The organism is Pseudomonas sp. Sample_10, from assembly GCF_004321495.1.
Lineage (GTDB): Bacteria > Pseudomonadota > Gammaproteobacteria > Pseudomonadales > Pseudomonadaceae > Aquipseudomonas.
The window spans coordinates 1-16,105 of record NZ_RCOE01000307.1 but is presented as its reverse complement, the minus strand read 5'-3'; the positions used below and the strand labels follow the sequence as shown (position 1 = coordinate 16,105).

Genomic DNA, 16,105 nt, shown 5'->3' with positions numbered 1-16,105 from the left:
CGGTTCCGTCGATGCGAGTTATTCGTTACGCATCAATGGGTAAAGTTCTTTGAGCAATTTGCGACGGCTGATCACCAGTTGCCAGCGATGCCCGCCCAATTGCCGCCACAGGCGTGCCGAACGAATGCCGGCCAACAACAAGGCGCGGATTTTCGAGGCATTGCTCGGTTGCTGCAGGTTGCGCATGTCGCCATGCACCTGGATGCGTTGGCGCAGGGTGCTCAAGGTGTCCTGATACAGCGCGCCGCAGGCGGCGATCACGTTTTCGTGAGCCGGGCCGAAGTGTTCGACCTGGGATTGAATTTGCGGCAGGCGCTTGCCGATCACATCCAGCATGTCACTGCGCTTGGCCAGCTGCCGCTCAAGACCGAGCATGGCCAGCGCATAGCGCAACGGCTCGCGTTGCAGGGCGCTCGGGTCGCGTTCGAGGGCGCCGATCAGCGCGCGATAGCCTTCGCGCAGATTGAGGTCGTCGCCCCCGTAGACTTCCAGGGTGTCCTTGGGGTCGCGGATCAACAGGCTGCCGAGCATGCAGGTCAGGCCGGCTTCGCTGGTCTGTCCGGTCTTGGCGATCTTGTCTACCAGTACGGCGGCGAGAAATACGCCGCCCAGCGCCGTCAGTTGTTCCTGAGTGGGAGTCATTGCTGCTCGCCTTCAAGAGCGCCTTTGCTGGTCCATGGCTCTGCTACTTCGATGACACCGCCGCCGAGGCAGATTTCGCCGTCGTAGAACACCACCGATTGGCCTGGAGTGACCGCGCGCTGCGGGTCATCGAAGGTCGCGCGATAGCCGTTGGCAGTCTTTTCCAGGGTGCAAGGCTGGTCGCTCTGGCGATAGCGCACCTTGGCGGTCAGCTTGCGCGGCTGGCTCAGGTCGATCGGGTTGACCCAATAGATGTCCGAGGCGAGCAGGGCGCGGGAGAACAGCCACGGGTGATCGTTGCCCTGGCCGACGATCAGCTCGTTGTGCTCCAGGTCTTTGACCAGCACGTACCACGGCTCGTCACTGGCGTCTTTCAAGCCGCCAATGCCCAGGCCCTGGCGCTGGCCGATGGTGTGGTACATCAGGCCGTGGTGACGGCCGATGATTTCGCCTTCGGTGGTCTTGATCTCGCCTGGTTGAGCTGGCAGGTATTGCTTGAGGAAATCGCTGAAACGGCGCTCGCCGATGAAGCAGATCCCGGTGGAGTCTTTCTTCTTCGCGGTCGCCAGCTGGTATTTCTCGGCAATTGCGCGCACTTGGGGTTTTTCCAGTTCGCCGACCGGGAACAGGGTCTTGGCGATCTGTTCGCCACCGACGGCGTGCAGGAAATAGCTCTGGTCCTTGTTCGGGTCCAGGCCTTTGAGCAATTCGGTGCGGCCATCGATGTCGCGGCGACGCACGTAGTGACCGGTGGCGATCAGGTCGGCGCCCAGCATCATGGCGTAGTCGAGGAACGCCTTGAACTTGATTTCGCGGTTGCAGAGGATGTCCGGATTCGGCGTGCGACCGGCCTTGTATTCGGCCAGGAAATGCTCGAACACGTTGTCCCAGTACTCGGCCGCGAAGTTGGCGGTGTGCAGCTTGATGCCGATCTTGTCGCAGACAGCCTGAGCATCCGCCAGGTCGTCCATGGCGGTGCAGTATTCCGTTCCGTCGTCTTCTTCCCAGTTCTTCATGAACAGGCCTTCCACCTCATAACCCTGCTCGATCAGCAGGAGGGCGGAAACGGAAGAGTCCACGCCGCCGGACATGCCGACAATGACGCGCTTCTTTTTTGTGTCAGAAGGGGCTGGATCACGCATAGGGATTCAATGAGTGTCTTGAAAAAGGACGCGATTCTAGCAGGCTCAGGCCCGCAAGGCTAAAGAGAAGGACGGATCAATTCGAGGCTGAAGTGTTGGCCGCCCAGATAGTCGTCGATGCAGCGGATGATCAGTTCGCTGCGCCAGTTATCGCGCTGCTCGATTAATTCGTCGCGGGTCAACCACTTGGCACCGACGATGCCGTCGTCCAATTGATAATCCGGGTGGTGTTTCAGTGGTTTGGCGATGAAGCAGACCCGTTGGTAAGTCACGCCGTTACTCGGGGCGGTGTACAGATAAATGCCCAGCACGCCGGTCGGTTCGACGTCCCAGCCGGTTTCCTCGAGGGTTTCGCGCACGGCGGCTTCGGTCAGGGTCTCGTTCGGGTCGAGGTGGCCGGCCGGTTGATTGAGTACGACGCGACCGTGCTTGAGTTCCTCGACCATCAGGAAGCGGCCGTTGTCTTCGACGATGGTGGCGACGGTGATGTGGGGTTGCCAGGTCATGAAGCTTCCTCGATGTTGAATGCTGGAGCACAGTCCCTGTGGGAGCTGGCTTGCCAGCGATAGCGGTGGGTCAGTCAATGTTGATGTCGAATGATAAATCGCCATCGCTGGCAAGCCAGCTCCCACAGGTTTTTGTGCCAATCATTAAGTACCGAAAACACAAACCCCGGCACAGGGCCGGGGTTTGTGGTACTTCCTTGCAGCCTTACACCAGCGCAGCAATCGCCGCGTTGAGTGTGGCGCTTGGACGCATGGCCTTGCTGATCAGCTCGGCGCTGGCGTGGTAGTAACCGCCAATGTCCACTGGCTTGCCCTGAACGGCGTTGAGCTCGGCAACGATGGTTGCCTCGTTCTCGGTCAGGGTCTTGGCCAGCGTCGCGAACTGCGCTTGCAGTGCAGTGTCTTCGGTCTGGGCGGCCAGGGCTTGAGCCCAGTACAGCGCCAGGTAGAAGTGGCTGCCGCGGTTGTCGATGTTGCCGACTTTGCGCGATGGCGACTTGTTGTTGTCCAGGAACTGGCCGGTGGCCTGGTCCAGGGTCTTGGCCAGAACCAGCGCCTTTGGATTGTTGTAGGTCACGCCCAGGTGTTCCAGGGATGCGGCCAATGCCAGGAACTCACCCAGCGAATCCCAGCGCAGGAAGTTTTCTTCCAGCAGCTGCTGAACATGCTTCGGCGCCGAACCGCCGGCGCCGGTTTCGAACAGGCCACCGCCGTTCATCAGCGGCACGATCGACAGCATCTTGGCGCTGGTGCCCAGTTCCATGATCGGGAACAGGTCGGTCAGGTAGTCGCGCAGTACGTTGCCGGTCACCGAGATGGTGTCCTTGCCTGCGCGGGTGCGCTGCAGGGTGTACTTCATCGCGTCGACCGGCGCCATGATCTGGATGTCCAGACCGGCAGTGTCGTGATCCTTCAGGTAAGCCTGAACTTTCTCGATCACCACGCCATCGTGGGCGCGCATCGGGTCCAGCCAGAAGATCGCTGGTGTGCTGCTTGCGCGAGCACGGTTGACGGCCAGCTTGACCCAGTCCTGGATCGGCGCGTCTTTGGTCTGGCACATGCGGAAGATGTCGCCGGCTTCAACCGACTGTTCCAGCAGCAGGGTGCCATTGGTGTCGGTCACGCGGACAACGCCGTTGGTCTTGATCTGGAACGTCTTGTCGTGGGAACCGTACTCTTCGGCCTTTTTCGCCATCAGGCCAACGTTCGGCACGCTGCCCATGGTGGTTGGGTCGAAGGCGCCGTTGGCCTTGCAGTCTTCGATCACCGCCTGGTAGATGGTGGCGTAGCAGCGATCCGGGATCACAGCCTTGGTGTCGTGCAGCTGGCCGTCGGTGCCCCACATTTTGCCGGAGTCACGGATCATGGCTGGCATCGAGGCGTCGACAATGACGTCGCTCGGCACGTGCAGGTTGGTGATGCCTTTGTCGGAGTTGACCATCGCCAGGGCAGGGCGAACGGCGTAGACCGCTTGAATGTCAGCTTCGATCTGCGCTTGCTGCTCGGCCGGCAGGGCCTTGATGCGAGCGTACAGATCGCCGATGCCGTTGTTCAGGTTGAAGCCGATCTGTGCCAGCACGTCAGCGTGCTTGGCCAGTGCGTCTTTATAGAACTCGGCAACGATCTGGCCGAACATGATCGGGTCGGAAACCTTCATCATGGTCGCTTTCAGGTGAACCGACAGCAGCACGCCTTGTGCCTTGGCGCTTTCGATTTCAGCGGCAATGAATGCGCGCAGAGCGTTTTTGCTCATGACGGCGCAGTCGAGGATCTCGCCAGCCTGAACGGTGGTCTTTTCTTTCAGGACGGTGGTGGTGCCGTCTTGAGCGATCAGTTCGATCTTCACGGCGCCAGCGGCGTCGATCAGGGCAGCTTTTTCGCTGCCGTAGAAATCACCGGTGCTCATGTGCGCAACGTGGGACTTGGAGTCAGCAGCCCAGGCGCCCATCTTGTGCGGGTGTTTGCGCGCGTAGTTCTTGACCGACAGCGGGGCGCGACGGTCGGAGTTGCCTTCACGCAGAACCGGGTTCACGGCGCTGCCCTTGACCTTGTCGTAGCGAGACTTGACGTCTTTGTCGGCGTCGCTGGTCACGGTTTCCGGGTAGTCCGGCAGTGCGTAGCCCTGGGCTTGCAGTTCTTTGATCGCGGCTTGCAATTGCGGAACCGAGGCGCTGATGTTCGGCAGCTTGATGATGTTGGCTTCAGGCGTAACGGCCAGGTCGCCCAGTTCGGCGAGGTGGTCGGCTACGGCTTTGTCGCCCAATTGCTCGGGGAAGCTGGCCAGGATGCGCCCTGCAAGAGAGATATCGCGGGTTTCCACGGCGATATCAGCCGAGGCGGTGAACGCCTCTACGATAGGCAACAGTGAATAGGTGGCGAGGGCGGGAGCTTCGTCGGTGAAGGTATAGATGATCTTCGAGCGGGTGGGCATATTCGGATTAACTCTCTCTTCTTTGCTAAAGCGTGCGCAGAAACTCGAGGGGCGCCGGGTAAGCGCGTTCGTTCAAAGTCATCCATGAGCCGAATATCGAGGTTTCGTTGCTGTGATGTTGGGTGCATCAGTAGGGCGTCAAGTAGCCGGTCTGCGGTAACAGACCAGATTGTGCGGCGCAAAGGCTCGTCATAGAGCCGTTCAGCCATCGTGACCCTTTAGTCAGCGGGCGGCATTATACATAGGTTGCTGGCAATCTGCCGATGGTTCATATGCAACGATTGTCGTCCATTGGTCTAAAGGTCGCAGGGGCGAGCAAGGCGTATGGTCATTCGTCGTGCTTGAGTTTGGCGCTTTTCCCTTTGCTTTCAGGCTTGTAGCGCGCTGGTTGTATGGCTTTGCGGCATATGAATGGAACATAGGGTTTGCGCGCCGATTCAACTGGGTTACGCTCGAACCAAGCCAGATGTTCAATCCAATCAATGGAGTTCAGCATGGGTTACAAGAAGATTCAGGTTCCAGCCGTCGGCGACAAAATCACCGTCAATGCAGACCATTCTCTCAATGTTCCTAATAACCCGATCATCCCCTTCATCGAAGGTGACGGCATTGGTGTCGACATCAGCCCGGTCATGATCAAGGTTGTCGATGCTGCTGTGAAAAAGGCTTACGGCGGCGAGCGCAAGATTTCCTGGATGGAAGTATACGCCGGGGAAAAAGCGACCCAGGTTTACGATCAGGACACCTGGCTGCCTCAGGAAACCCTGGACGCGGTCAAGGATTACGTGGTTTCCATCAAAGGCCCGCTGACCACCCCGGTGGGTGGCGGCATCCGCTCGCTCAACGTGGCGTTGCGTCAGCAACTCGACCTTTACGTCTGCCTGCGCCCGGTGCGCTGGTTCGAAGGCGTGCCCAGCCCGGTCAAGAAGCCAGGCGACGTCGACATGACGATCTTCCGCGAGAACTCCGAAGACATTTACGCCGGCATCGAATGGAAAGCCGGCACGCCGGAAGCCACCAAGGTCATCAAGTTCCTGAAAGAAGAAATGGGCGTTACCAAGATCCGTTTCGACGAGAACTGCGGTATCGGCGTCAAGCCGGTGTCCCTGCAAGGCACCAAGCGTCTGGCGCGCAAGGCCCTGCAATATGTGGTCGACAACGATCGTGATTCGCTGACCATCGTGCACAAAGGCAACATCATGAAGTTCACCGAAGGTGCCTTCAAGGAATGGGCCTACGAAGTGGCGGCTGAAGAGTTCGGTGCGACCCTGCTCGACGGCGGCCCGTGGATGCAGTTCAAGAACCCGAAAACCGGCAAGAACGTTATCGTCAAGGATGCCATCGCCGACGCCATGCTCCAGCAGATCCTGCTGCGCCCGGCCGAGTACGATGTAATCGCCACCCTGAACCTGAACGGTGACTACCTGTCCGACGCCCTCGCGGCTGAAGTGGGAGGTATCGGTATTGCCCCAGGTGCCAACCTGTCCGACACGGTGGCCATGTTCGAAGCCACCCACGGCACCGCACCGAAGTACGCCGGCAAGGACCAGGTCAACCCGGGTTCGCTGATCCTGTCTGCGGAAATGATGCTGCGCCACATGGGCTGGACCGAAGCGGCAGACCTGATCATCAAGGGCGCCAACGGCGCGATTTCCGCCAAGACCGTGACCTATGACTTCGAACGTCTGATGGAAGGCGCCAAACTGGTTTCCTCTTCCGGCTTTGGCGATGCGTTGATCTCGCACATGTAAGCGAACGACAGGCATGCGAAAACCGCCCGGCTCAAGTGTTTGAGCCGGGCGGTTTTTTTTATGACTGGATGTTGTGCGGGCTCAGGCCGTTACAGCTGATGATGTGGTGGATGTCACCGGTTTCGATGCATCCACAGGATTCATGATGTTGACCGCATGCAGGCCCTTGGGTCCCTGGATGATCTCGAACACCACAGATTGCCCGGCTTTGAGGGTCTTGTAACCGTCCATCTGGATGGCCGAGTAATGGGCAAACAGATCTTCCGTCTTGCCATCCTCATTGATGAAGCCGTAACCCTTGGCGTTGTTGAACCATTTGACCTTGCCGCTGACCTTGACACCTGACATACCCAACTCCCTCTGCAACAGACTCCATCACTGGAGTATCATCCAGTTCATCCGCAGTCACTTCTTCGAAAAAAGTTGACTCCGCGGACCTTTTTTACCCACTGTGGGCTCTATTGTTTGTAACACCCTTTTGCCGATAGTCAAGCTGACCCGGCAGTCGGAGTTGAAAACGCTGATAGCCGCCCCCACCACTGTATTCGAACAACTGACGAACCTTTCTTTCCATGCATGCAATCAGCCAGATTCGACTAACATTCAATCAGGATCGCCCTGATTTACACGACGACGATTCCGCAGGCATTGCTGTTCAGGAGGCCAAGCCTGCTTTACAGGCGCCGCCGATGTACAAGGTGGTTTTGTTCAACGATGACTACACACCGATGGATTTCGTCGTCGAAGTGCTCGAGGTGTTTTTTAACCTGAATCGCGAGCTGGCGACCAAGGTCATGCTGGCCGTTCATACAGAAGGACGGGCAGTATGTGGAGTGTTTACCCGCGACATCGCCGAGACGAAGGCCATGCAGGTCAACCAGTACGCCAGGGAAAGCCAGCATCCGCTACTCTGTGAAATCGAGAAGGACGGTTAATCGCCGACCACTTGGGTATGAGGTGAAGCTATGTTAAACCGCGAGCTCGAAGTCACCCTCAATCTTGCCTTCAAGGAGGCTCGTTCGAAGCGTCATGAGTTCATGACCGTCGAACATCTTCTGCTGGCCCTATTGGATAATGAGGCTGCCGCCACCGTTTTGCGTGCGTGCGGCGCAAACCTCGACAAACTCAAGCATGACCTGCAGGAGTTCATTGACTCCACCACGCCATTGATCCCCGTGCATGACGAAGATCGTGAAACCCAGCCAACCCTGGGCTTCCAGCGTGTACTGCAACGTGCTGTGTTTCACGTACAGAGCTCGGGCAAGCGTGAAGTGACTGGCGCCAACGTGCTGGTCGCGATCTTCAGTGAGCAAGAAAGTCAGGCGGTGTTCCTGCTGAAACAGCAGAGCGTTGCCCGCATTGATGTCGTCAACTACATCGCCCACGGCATTTCCAAGGTGCCCGGGCACGGCGATCACTCTGAAGGTGAGCAAGATATGCAGGACGACGAGGGCGGTGAGTCTTCTTCTTCAGGCAATCCTCTGGATGCTTATGCCAGCAACCTCAATGAACTCGCGCGCCAGGGTCGAATCGATCCGTTGGTAGGCCGTGAGCTGGAAGTCGAACGCGTCGCGCAGATCCTGGCGCGTCGTCGCAAAAACAATCCGCTGCTGGTGGGCGAGGCCGGCGTGGGTAAAACCGCGATCGCCGAAGGCCTGGCCAAGCGTATTGTCGACAACCAGGTTCCGGACCTGCTGGCCAACAGCGTGGTTTACTCCCTTGATCTCGGCGCGCTGCTGGCCGGGACCAAATACCGTGGTGATTTCGAGAAGCGCTTCAAGGCGTTGCTCAATGAACTGAAAAAACGTCCGCAGGCGATCCTGTTCATCGACGAAATCCACACCATCATCGGTGCGGGTGCCGCGTCCGGTGGCGTGATGGATGCTTCGAACCTGCTCAAGCCGTTGCTGTCGTCCGGTGATATCCGGTGCATCGGTTCGACCACCTTCCAGGAATTCCGTGGGATTTTCGAGAAGGACCGAGCATTGGCACGGCGCTTCCAAAAGGTGGATGTGTCGGAGCCTTCGGTGGAAGACACCATTGGTATTCTGCGTGGCCTGAAGGGGCGTTTCGAGACTCATCACAATATCGAATACAGTGATGAAGCCTTGCGTGCCGCTGCCGAACTGGCTTCGCGTTATATCAATGACCGTCATATGCCGGACAAGGCGATCGACGTGATCGACGAGGCGGGAGCCTTCCAGCGCCTGCAACCGATCGAGAAGCGGGTGAAGCGCATCGAAGTGCCTCAGGTCGAGGACATCGTTGCGAAAATCGCGCGGATTCCGCCAAAGCACGTCACCAGTTCCGACAAGGAGCTGCTGCGTAACCTTGAGCGTGACCTGAAGCTGACGGTGTTTGGCCAGGATGCGGCGATCGACTCGCTGGCAACCGCGATCAAGCTCTCCCGTGCCGGCCTCAAGTCGCCTGACAAGCCTGTCGGTTCGTTCCTGTTCGCCGGGCCGACTGGTGTCGGTAAAACCGAAGCAGCGCGCCAACTGGCCAAGGCATTGGGTGTCGAGCTGATTCGTTTCGACATGTCCGAGTACATGGAGCGGCACACCGTATCGCGTCTGATCGGTGCACCTCCTGGTTATGTCGGGTTCGATCAGGGCGGCCTGCTGACCGAAGCGATTACCAAGCAGCCACACTGCGTGCTGTTGCTCGATGAAATCGAGAAGGCGCATCCGGAAGTCTTCAACTTGCTGTTGCAGGTGATGGATCACGGTACGCTGACCGATAACAACGGGCGCAAAGCGGACTTCCGTAACGTGATCGTCATCATGACGACCAACGCCGGTGCCGAAACTGCCGCACGTGCTTCGATCGGTTTCACCCATCAGGACCACTCGTCCGATGCGATGGAAGTGATCAAGAAGAGCTTCACGCCGGAATTCCGTAACCGTCTGGACACCATTATCCAGTTTGGTCGCCTCAGTCATGAGGTCATCAAGAGTGTGGTGGACAAGTTCCTTACCGAACTCCAGGCGCAGCTGGAAGACAAGCGTGTATTGCTGGAAGTCACCGATGCTGCCCGCAGCTGGCTGGCGGCCGGTGGTTACGACTCGGCAATGGGTGCTCGACCAATGGCTCGCCTGATCCAGGACAAGATCAAGCGTCCGCTGGCGGAGGAGATTCTCTTTGGCGAACTGGCCGAACATGGCGGTGTGGTGCACATCGACATCAAGGACGGCGAACTGACCTTCGAGTTCGAGACCACGGCTGAAATGGCCTGACGTTAACCGCAACAAAGCAGAAAGGCGCCAATTGGCGCCTTTCTGCTATTGATCGTTCCCATGCTCCGCGTGGGCATGCAGCCCGGGACGCTCCGCGTCCCTTCAAAAGCCGAACGCAGAGCGTCCGTTGAGGCATTCCCACGCAGAGCGTGGGAACGATCCGCAAACAAACCACGGCTGAAATGGCCTGACGTTAACCGCAACAAAGCAGAAAGGCGCCAATTGGCGCCTTTCTGCTATTGATCGTTCCCATGCTCCGCGTGGGCATGCAGCCCGGTTGAGGCATTCCCACGCAGAGCGTGGGAATGATCCGCAAACAAAAACGCCCGGCATAAGCCGGGCGTTTTGTATTGACTTGATTAGCGAGCGCGGTAAGTGATGCGCCCTTTGCTCAAGTCATAGGGCGTCAGCTCGACGCGCACTTTGTCACCGGTAAGAATACGGATGTAGTTCTTGCGCATCTTGCCGGAGATATGCGCGGTTACGACGTGCCCATTTTCCAACTCCACACGAAACATGGTGTTGGGCAGGGTGTCGACGACAGTGCCTTCCATTTCGAAGCTGTCTTCTTTCGACATGCAGTAAAGCCCTCGGTGTCCAGTGAATGGCCCGGTGCAACTGCGCCAGGCAAAAGCGGCGTGCATTGTGCCCGAAAAGTGGGGGTCAAGCCAAGGGGTTTAGGGTGTGCTCTAGTTCAGAACGACCCAGCGCTGGTTAACCAGCAGCTCTATTGGGCGGTATTGGGTCTTGTAGCTCATTTTTTTGCAGTTTTTGATCCAGTAGCCCAGGTAGACCGCATCCAGCCCCAGGCGCCGGGCCTCGGCGATTTGCCAGAGGATCGCATAACGCCCCAGGCTGCGTCGTTCTTCGGCAGGCTCATAGAAGGTGTAAACCGCCGACAGACCGTTTGGCAGCAGGTCGGTCACCGCGATCGCCAGCAACCGTCCGTCGAGACGAAATTCATAGAAACGCGAAAACGGCAGGTCACGCACCAGGAACGTAGAAAATTGATCGCGGCTGGGCGGATACATGTCGCCATCGGCATGTCGCTCTTCGATGTACCGTTGATAGAGATCGAAATACTCTTCACTGAACCCGGGTTTGGCCGGGCGCACCTGCAGATCGGCGTTGCGTTTGAAAATGCGTTTCTGCTGACGATTGGGCGTGAATTGCCCTACGGGAATGCGCGCAGGCACGCACGCATTGCAGTTCTGGCAATGGGGCCGGTAGAGGTGATCGCCACTGCGACGGAAACCCATTTCCGACAGGTCTGCATAGACATGCACATCCATGGGCTGGCTAGGGTCAAGGAACAGGGTCGTGGCCTGCTCCTCAGGCAGATAGCTGCAAGAGTGGGGCTGAGTGGCATAGAACTTCAGGCGCGCCAACTCGGTCATGATCAACCCTCGGGATAATGCTTTCGATTAAGTGTAAGCCACGCGCGCAAAAGTCGCTCAGCAAACCCAGGTTGCGCGGCTGGGTCGATCCAGATATTGCGCCAGATAACCGGCAAACGCGCTGCGGGGAATTGCCCGCGCGCCAAGGCTGTGCAGATGATCGGTCGGCATCTGGCAGTCGATCAAGACAAAGCCGGAGTCTTTCAGATGTTGCACCAATGTGGCAAAACCAAATTTGGAGGCGTTGTCGGCGCGGCTGAACATCGATTCGCCGAAAAACATCTGGCCCATCGCCAAACCGTACAATCCGCCAACCAGTTCTTGCTGGTCCCAGACTTCCACCGAGTGGGCGAACCCGCGACGGTGCAGTTCAATGTAGGCGTCCTGCATGGCATCGGTAATCCAGGTGCCATCGGCGTATTCCCTGGGGGCGGCGCACGCCCGGATAACGGCGGCGAAATCCCGATCGAAGGTCACCTGATAGCGTTGTTGGCGCAGCAATTTGCCAAGGCTGCGGGATACGTGCAGTTCGTCGGGAAATAAAACTGTGCGTGGGTCGGGTGACCACCAGAGGATCGGTTGGCCTTCCGAGAACCATGGGAAACAGCCGTGACGATATGCCTGGATCAGCCGGTCGGCAGACAGGTCGCCACCGGCCGCCAGCAACCCGTTGGGGTCACGCATGGCCTTTTCCAGTGGCGGGAAAGTCAGGGTGTTGCGTTGTAACCAAGTCAGCATGGCGTTCGGGCTTGCAGAAGGGGAGGGCGGTGGCGGGCTCTCGGCCCGCCGTGAAGTGTGCCGTTAAACGACGGGAATGTCGTCGAGGTATTTTTCCGCGTCCAGTGCAGCCATGCAGCCAGCCCCTGCGGAAGTCACGGCCTGGCGATACACGTGGTCGGCCACGTCACCAGCGGCAAACACGCCCGCAATGGCGGTCGCCGTGGCATCGCCATCACTGCCACCCTTGACCAGCAGGTAACCGTCGCGCATTTCCAGTTGGCCGACGAACAGGTCGGTATTGGGTTTGTGGCCGATGGCGATGAACACCCCGGCCACTGCCAGTTCCTTGAGTTCGCCCGTATGGCTATCGCGCAGGCGGGCGCCGGTCACGCCAGTGGCGTCACCCAGTACCTCATCGAGGTTCTGGTTCCAGTGCAGGCGAATATTGCCGTTGGCGGCTTTCTCGAAGAGTTTGTCCTGGAGGATTTTCTCAGAACGCAACTTGTCCCGCCGGTGTATCAGATGAACTTCCTTGGCAATGTTCGACAAGTACAGTGCTTCTTCAACGGCGGTATTGCCGCCACCAATGACCGCGACCACTTGATTGCGATAGAAGAACCCGTCGCAGGTCGCGCAGGCGGAAACGCCTTTGCCGGCAAACGTTTCTTCCGACGCCAACCCCAGGTATTGCGCGGACGCACCGGTGGCAATAATCAGCGCGTCACACGTGTAGGTGCCGCTGTCGCCAATCAGTTCGAACGGGCGCTGTTGCAACTTGGCAGTATGGATGTGGTCGTACACGATCTCTGTGGCAAAGCGCTCGGCGTGTTTTTGCATGCGGTCCATCAACACCGGGCCGGTGAGGCCTTCGACATCGCCTGGCCAGTTATCGACTTCCACGGTGGTAGTGAGCTGGCCACCGGCCTGTATGCCGGTAATGACAACGGGTTTGAGGTTGGCGCGGGCGGCATACACGGCTGCGCTGTAACCGGCGGGGCCGGAACCCAGGATGATCAGGCGGTGATGCTTCGCTCCGCTCATAAAAACACCTCATAAGCCTTTGTCACAAAAGACAATGCATGCTCAAATTGAGTCGCACGTGATGTGCTGTTGACTATGCTACACCCTAGGATCACAAGCATGGCATCAAGCGTACAAACCCGTACAATGCCTGGCTGTAACAGCGTTTGTAACAAAATAAGCAGGACGTTTCGTGTTTATAAAAACCGGAACGCAGTGTTAAAAGTAGTCTGAGTTATGGCTGTCAACTTTTTTACCTGCCTGGATTGGGCAGTTTTTAATAGTCAATCAACAGATGGACGCGCCTTGGGCGCAGGAATAGTAGCGTTTTGAAGAAATCCACCGAAGCACCCAAAACAGTCGTGCCGCTCTGGCGTCAGCAATTGCACTACCGCCTCAAGGAAGGTGCATTGATCGCCATTGGCGCGTTGTGCCTGTTTCTGATGATGGCCTTGCTGACCTACGGCAAGGACGATCCGGGCTGGAGCCATAACAGCAAGATCGACGATGTGCAGAATTTCGGTGGTCCGGCGGGCTCCTACAGCGCCGATATCCTGTTCATGGTGCTCGGTTACTTCGCCTACATCTTCCCCCTGTTGCTGGCGATCAAGGCCTACCAGATCTTCCGCCAACGTCACGAGCCGTGGCAGTGGAGCGGCTGGCTGTTCTCCTGGCGCCTGATCGGGCTGGTATTTCTGGTGTTGTCCGGTGCTGCGCTTGCCCATATCCATTTTCACGCGGCGACCGGTCTGCCGGCCGGTGCTGGCGGTGCGCTGGGCGAAAGCCTGGGTGATCTGGCGAAAAACGCCTTGAACATTCAGGGCAGCACGCTGCTGTTCATTGCCCTGTTCCTGTTCGGCCTGACCGTTTTCACCGATTTGTCGTGGTTCAAGGTGATGGACGTCACCGGCAAGATCACGCTCGACCTCTTCGAGCTGTTCCAGGGCGCAGCCAACCGCTGGTGGGCGGCCCGTACCGAGCGCAAGCAACTGGTGGCGCAATTGCGTGAAGTCGACGACCGCGTGCACGACGTGGTCGCGCCAACCGTCACCGATAAACGCGAACAGGCCAAGGTCAAGGAGCGCTTGATCGAGCGTGAGCAAGCCCTGAGCAAGCACATGTCCGAGCGTGAGAAACAGGTGCCGCCGGTGATTGCGCCGGCGCCGGTCAAGCCACCAGCCCCGAGCAAGCGCGTCGAGAAAGAGAAACAGGCGCCGCTGTTCGTCGACAGTGCGGTGGAAGGCACCTTGCCGCCGATTTCGATTCTTGATCCTGCGGAAAAGAAACAACTCAATTATTCGCCGGAATCCCTGGCCGCGGTCGGCCATTTGCTGGAAATCAAGCTCAAGGAATTCGGCGTCGAAGTCACTGTGGATTCGATCCACCCTGGGCCGGTGATCACCCGTTACGAAATTCAGCCGGCGGCCGGGGTCAAGGTCAGCCGCATCGCCAACCTCGCCAAGGACCTGGCACGTTCCCTGGCCGTGACCAGCGTGCGGGTGGTGGAAGTGATTCCGGGCAAGACCACGGTTGGTATCGAGATTCCCAACGAAGACCGGCAGATCGTGCGCTTCTCCGAAGTGCTGTCGACCCCCGAGTACGACAACTTCAAATCGCCGGTCACACTGGCACTGGGTCATGACATCGGCGGCAAGCCGGTCATCACTGACCTGGCGAAGATGCCGCACCTGCTGGTGGCCGGTACCACCGGTTCCGGTAAGTCGGTGGGTGTGAACGCGATGATCCTGTCGATTCTGTTCAAGTCCGGCCCGGAAGACGCCAAACTGATCATGATCGACCCGAAAATGCTCGAACTGTCGATCTACGAGGGCATTCCGCACCTGCTGTGTCCGGTGGTCACCGACATGAAGGACGCGGCCAACGCCCTGCGCTGGAGCGTTGCCGAGATGGAGCGTCGCTACAAGCTGATGGCGAAAATGGGCGTGCGCAACCTGTCTGGCTTCAATGCCAAGGTCAAGGAAGCCCAGGACGCTGGCGAGCCGTTGAGCGATCCGCTGTACAAGCGCGAAAGCATCCATGATGAAGCGCCGCTGCTGCAAAAGCTGCCGACCATCGTGGTGGTGGTCGACGAATTCGCCGACATGATGATGATCGTCGGCAAGAAGGTGGAAGAACTGATCGCGCGTATCGCCCAGAAGGCGCGTGCTGCCGGCATCCACCTGATCCTCGCGACCCAGCGTCCGTCGGTTGACGTGATCACCGGCCTGATCAAGGCCAACATTCCGACCCGTATGGCGTTCCAGGTGTCGAGCAAGATCGATTCCCGGACCATCATCGACCAGGGCGGCGCCGAACAATTGCTGGGTCACGGTGACATGCTCTACATGCCGCCGGGTACCAGTCTGCCGATCCGTGTCCACGGGGCCTTTGTGTCCGACGATGAGGTTCATCGCGTGGTCGAGGCCTGGAAGCTGCGTGGCGCGCCGGAGTACAACGACGACATCCTCAACGGTGTCGAAGAGGCCGGCAGTGGCTTTGAGGGCAGCAGCGGTGGTGGCGACGGTGATGATCCCGAGGCCGATGCGTTGTATGACGAAGCGGTGCAGTTCGTTCTGGAAAGCCGCCGTGCCTCCATTTCCGCGGTTCAGCGTAAACTGAAAATCGGCTACAACCGCGCAGCGCGCATGATCGAAGCCATGGAAATGGCCGGTGTCGTGACGTCCATGAATACCAACGGTTCGCGTGAAGTCCTGGCCCCTGGCCCGGTACGCGACTGATCCGAGATTGAAAAGGGGCGGCGTCCCGAGGCGCCGCCCGCACTCCCACGAATGTTATGAGGACTCCCATGCGTCTGATCCGCATGCTGTTGCTACCGGTACTGGCCTTGACCACGCTGCAGGCTCACGCCGATGACAAGGACGTGGCGCGCCTGACTCAATTGCTGGAAAAATCCCAGACCCTGACCGCACGTTTCTCCCAGCTGACCCTCGATGGCAGCGGCACCCAGTTGCAGGAAACCGCAGGTCAGATGTCCCTGCAACGCCCGGGCCTGTTCTACTGGCACACCGACGCGCCGCAAGAACAGTTGATGGTTTCCGATGGCAAGAAGGTCACCCTTTGGGACCCGGACCTGGAGCAGGTCACCATCAAGAACCTCGATCAGCGACTGACTCAGACCCCGGCGTTGCTGTTGTCCGGTGACGTGTCGAAGATCAGCCAGAGCTTTGACATCAGCGCCAAGGAGGCCGGCGGGGTGATTGACTTCACCCTGAAGCCGAAAACCAAGGACACGCTGTTCG

At 58.6% G+C, this 16,105-nt stretch carries 14 protein-coding genes; 5 read left to right on the top strand and 9 right to left on the bottom strand.

What is annotated here, in order from left to right; translation table 11 throughout:
• Window positions 1-18 precede the first annotated feature (18 nt).
• The 4 genes from hflD to D8U18_RS28540 all read right to left on the bottom strand — a co-directional run bounded on the left by hflD (window position 19) and on the right by D8U18_RS28540 (window position 4,721).
• The gene (gene hflD / locus D8U18_RS28555; RefSeq protein ID WP_056854613.1) at window positions 19-642 is read right to left on the bottom strand and encodes a high frequency lysogenization protein HflD; all 624 of its coding nucleotides are present in this window, start codon (window positions 640-642) and stop codon (window positions 19-21) included.
• Complete coding sequence (mnmA, locus tag D8U18_RS28550) at window positions 639-1,784, bottom strand: tRNA 2-thiouridine(34) synthase MnmA (protein WP_130906287.1); 1,146 nt, start codon at window positions 1,782-1,784, stop codon at window positions 639-641. The genes hflD and mnmA overlap by 4 nt, the downstream gene beginning before the upstream one ends.
• Window positions 1,785-1,843: 59 nt before the next feature.
• Window positions 1,844-2,290, bottom strand: a complete 447-nt coding sequence (locus D8U18_RS28545; RefSeq protein WP_130906288.1) for an NUDIX hydrolase — start codon at window positions 2,288-2,290, stop codon at window positions 1,844-1,846.
• Between the two features lie 205 nt (window positions 2,291-2,495).
• A complete protein-coding gene (locus D8U18_RS28540) occupies window positions 2,496-4,721 on the bottom strand; it encodes an NADP-dependent isocitrate dehydrogenase (protein ID WP_056854610.1) in 2,226 nt (741 codons plus the stop codon).
• 494 nt (window positions 4,722-5,215) lie between these two features.
• On the opposite strand from D8U18_RS28540, the gene icd reads away from it, so the two are divergent.
• Window positions 5,216-6,472: an NADP-dependent isocitrate dehydrogenase gene (gene icd, locus D8U18_RS28535; RefSeq protein WP_131109276.1), complete on the top strand. Its 1,257-nt coding sequence runs from the start codon at window positions 5,216-5,218 to the stop codon at window positions 6,470-6,472.
• Window positions 6,473-6,553: 81 nt separating this feature from the next.
• Here icd and cspD read toward each other — a convergent pair whose 3' ends face one another.
• Entirely contained in the window at window positions 6,554-6,820 is a 267-nt protein-coding gene (cspD, locus tag D8U18_RS28530) for a cold shock domain-containing protein CspD (protein WP_056854609.1), read from the bottom strand.
• A gap of 224 nt (window positions 6,821-7,044) precedes the next feature.
• Here cspD and clpS point away from each other — a divergent pair, with 224 nt between their 5' ends.
• Together clpS and clpA are read left to right on the top strand one after the other, a co-directional pair.
• Window positions 7,045-7,407 (top strand): ATP-dependent Clp protease adapter ClpS, encoded by a 363-nt coding sequence (clpS, locus tag D8U18_RS28525; protein ID WP_015094394.1) that lies wholly within the window; start codon window positions 7,045-7,047, stop codon window positions 7,405-7,407.
• A 30-nt stretch (window positions 7,408-7,437) separates the two neighbouring features.
• Window positions 7,438-9,708, top strand: coding sequence for an ATP-dependent Clp protease ATP-binding subunit ClpA (gene clpA, locus D8U18_RS28520; RefSeq protein WP_056854608.1), 2,271 nt, complete (start codon window positions 7,438-7,440; stop codon window positions 9,706-9,708).
• A 359-nt stretch (window positions 9,709-10,067) separates the two neighbouring features.
• Here clpA and infA read toward each other — a convergent pair whose 3' ends face one another.
• From infA to trxB, 4 genes are all read right to left on the bottom strand, one after another.
• On the bottom strand, window positions 10,068-10,286 hold the full coding sequence (gene infA, locus D8U18_RS28515; RefSeq protein ID WP_002553999.1) for a translation initiation factor IF-1: 219 nt from the start codon (window positions 10,284-10,286) through the stop codon (window positions 10,068-10,070).
• Between the two features lie 111 nt (window positions 10,287-10,397).
• Window positions 10,398-11,105, bottom strand: coding sequence for an arginyltransferase (locus tag D8U18_RS28510; protein ID WP_056854607.1), 708 nt, complete (start codon window positions 11,103-11,105; stop codon window positions 10,398-10,400).
• A 57-nt stretch (window positions 11,106-11,162) separates the two neighbouring features.
• A complete protein-coding gene (aat, locus tag D8U18_RS28505) occupies window positions 11,163-11,843 on the bottom strand; it encodes a leucyl/phenylalanyl-tRNA--protein transferase (RefSeq protein ID WP_056854606.1) in 681 nt (226 codons plus the stop codon).
• 63 nt (window positions 11,844-11,906) lie between these two features.
• Window positions 11,907-12,866: a thioredoxin-disulfide reductase gene (trxB, locus tag D8U18_RS28500; RefSeq protein ID WP_131109274.1), complete on the bottom strand. Its 960-nt coding sequence runs from the start codon at window positions 12,864-12,866 to the stop codon at window positions 11,907-11,909.
• 308 nt (window positions 12,867-13,174) lie between these two features.
• Between trxB and D8U18_RS28495 the strand changes: the two genes are divergently transcribed.
• Both D8U18_RS28495 and lolA read left to right on the top strand, forming a co-directional pair.
• Window positions 13,175-15,583 (top strand): DNA translocase FtsK, encoded by a 2,409-nt coding sequence (locus D8U18_RS28495; RefSeq protein WP_056854604.1) that lies wholly within the window; start codon window positions 13,175-13,177, stop codon window positions 15,581-15,583.
• A 68-nt stretch (window positions 15,584-15,651) separates the two neighbouring features.
• Window positions 15,652-16,105, top strand: a 454-nt coding sequence (lolA, locus tag D8U18_RS28490; protein ID WP_131109272.1) for an outer membrane lipoprotein chaperone LolA, incomplete at its 3' end; no start/stop codon positions are given.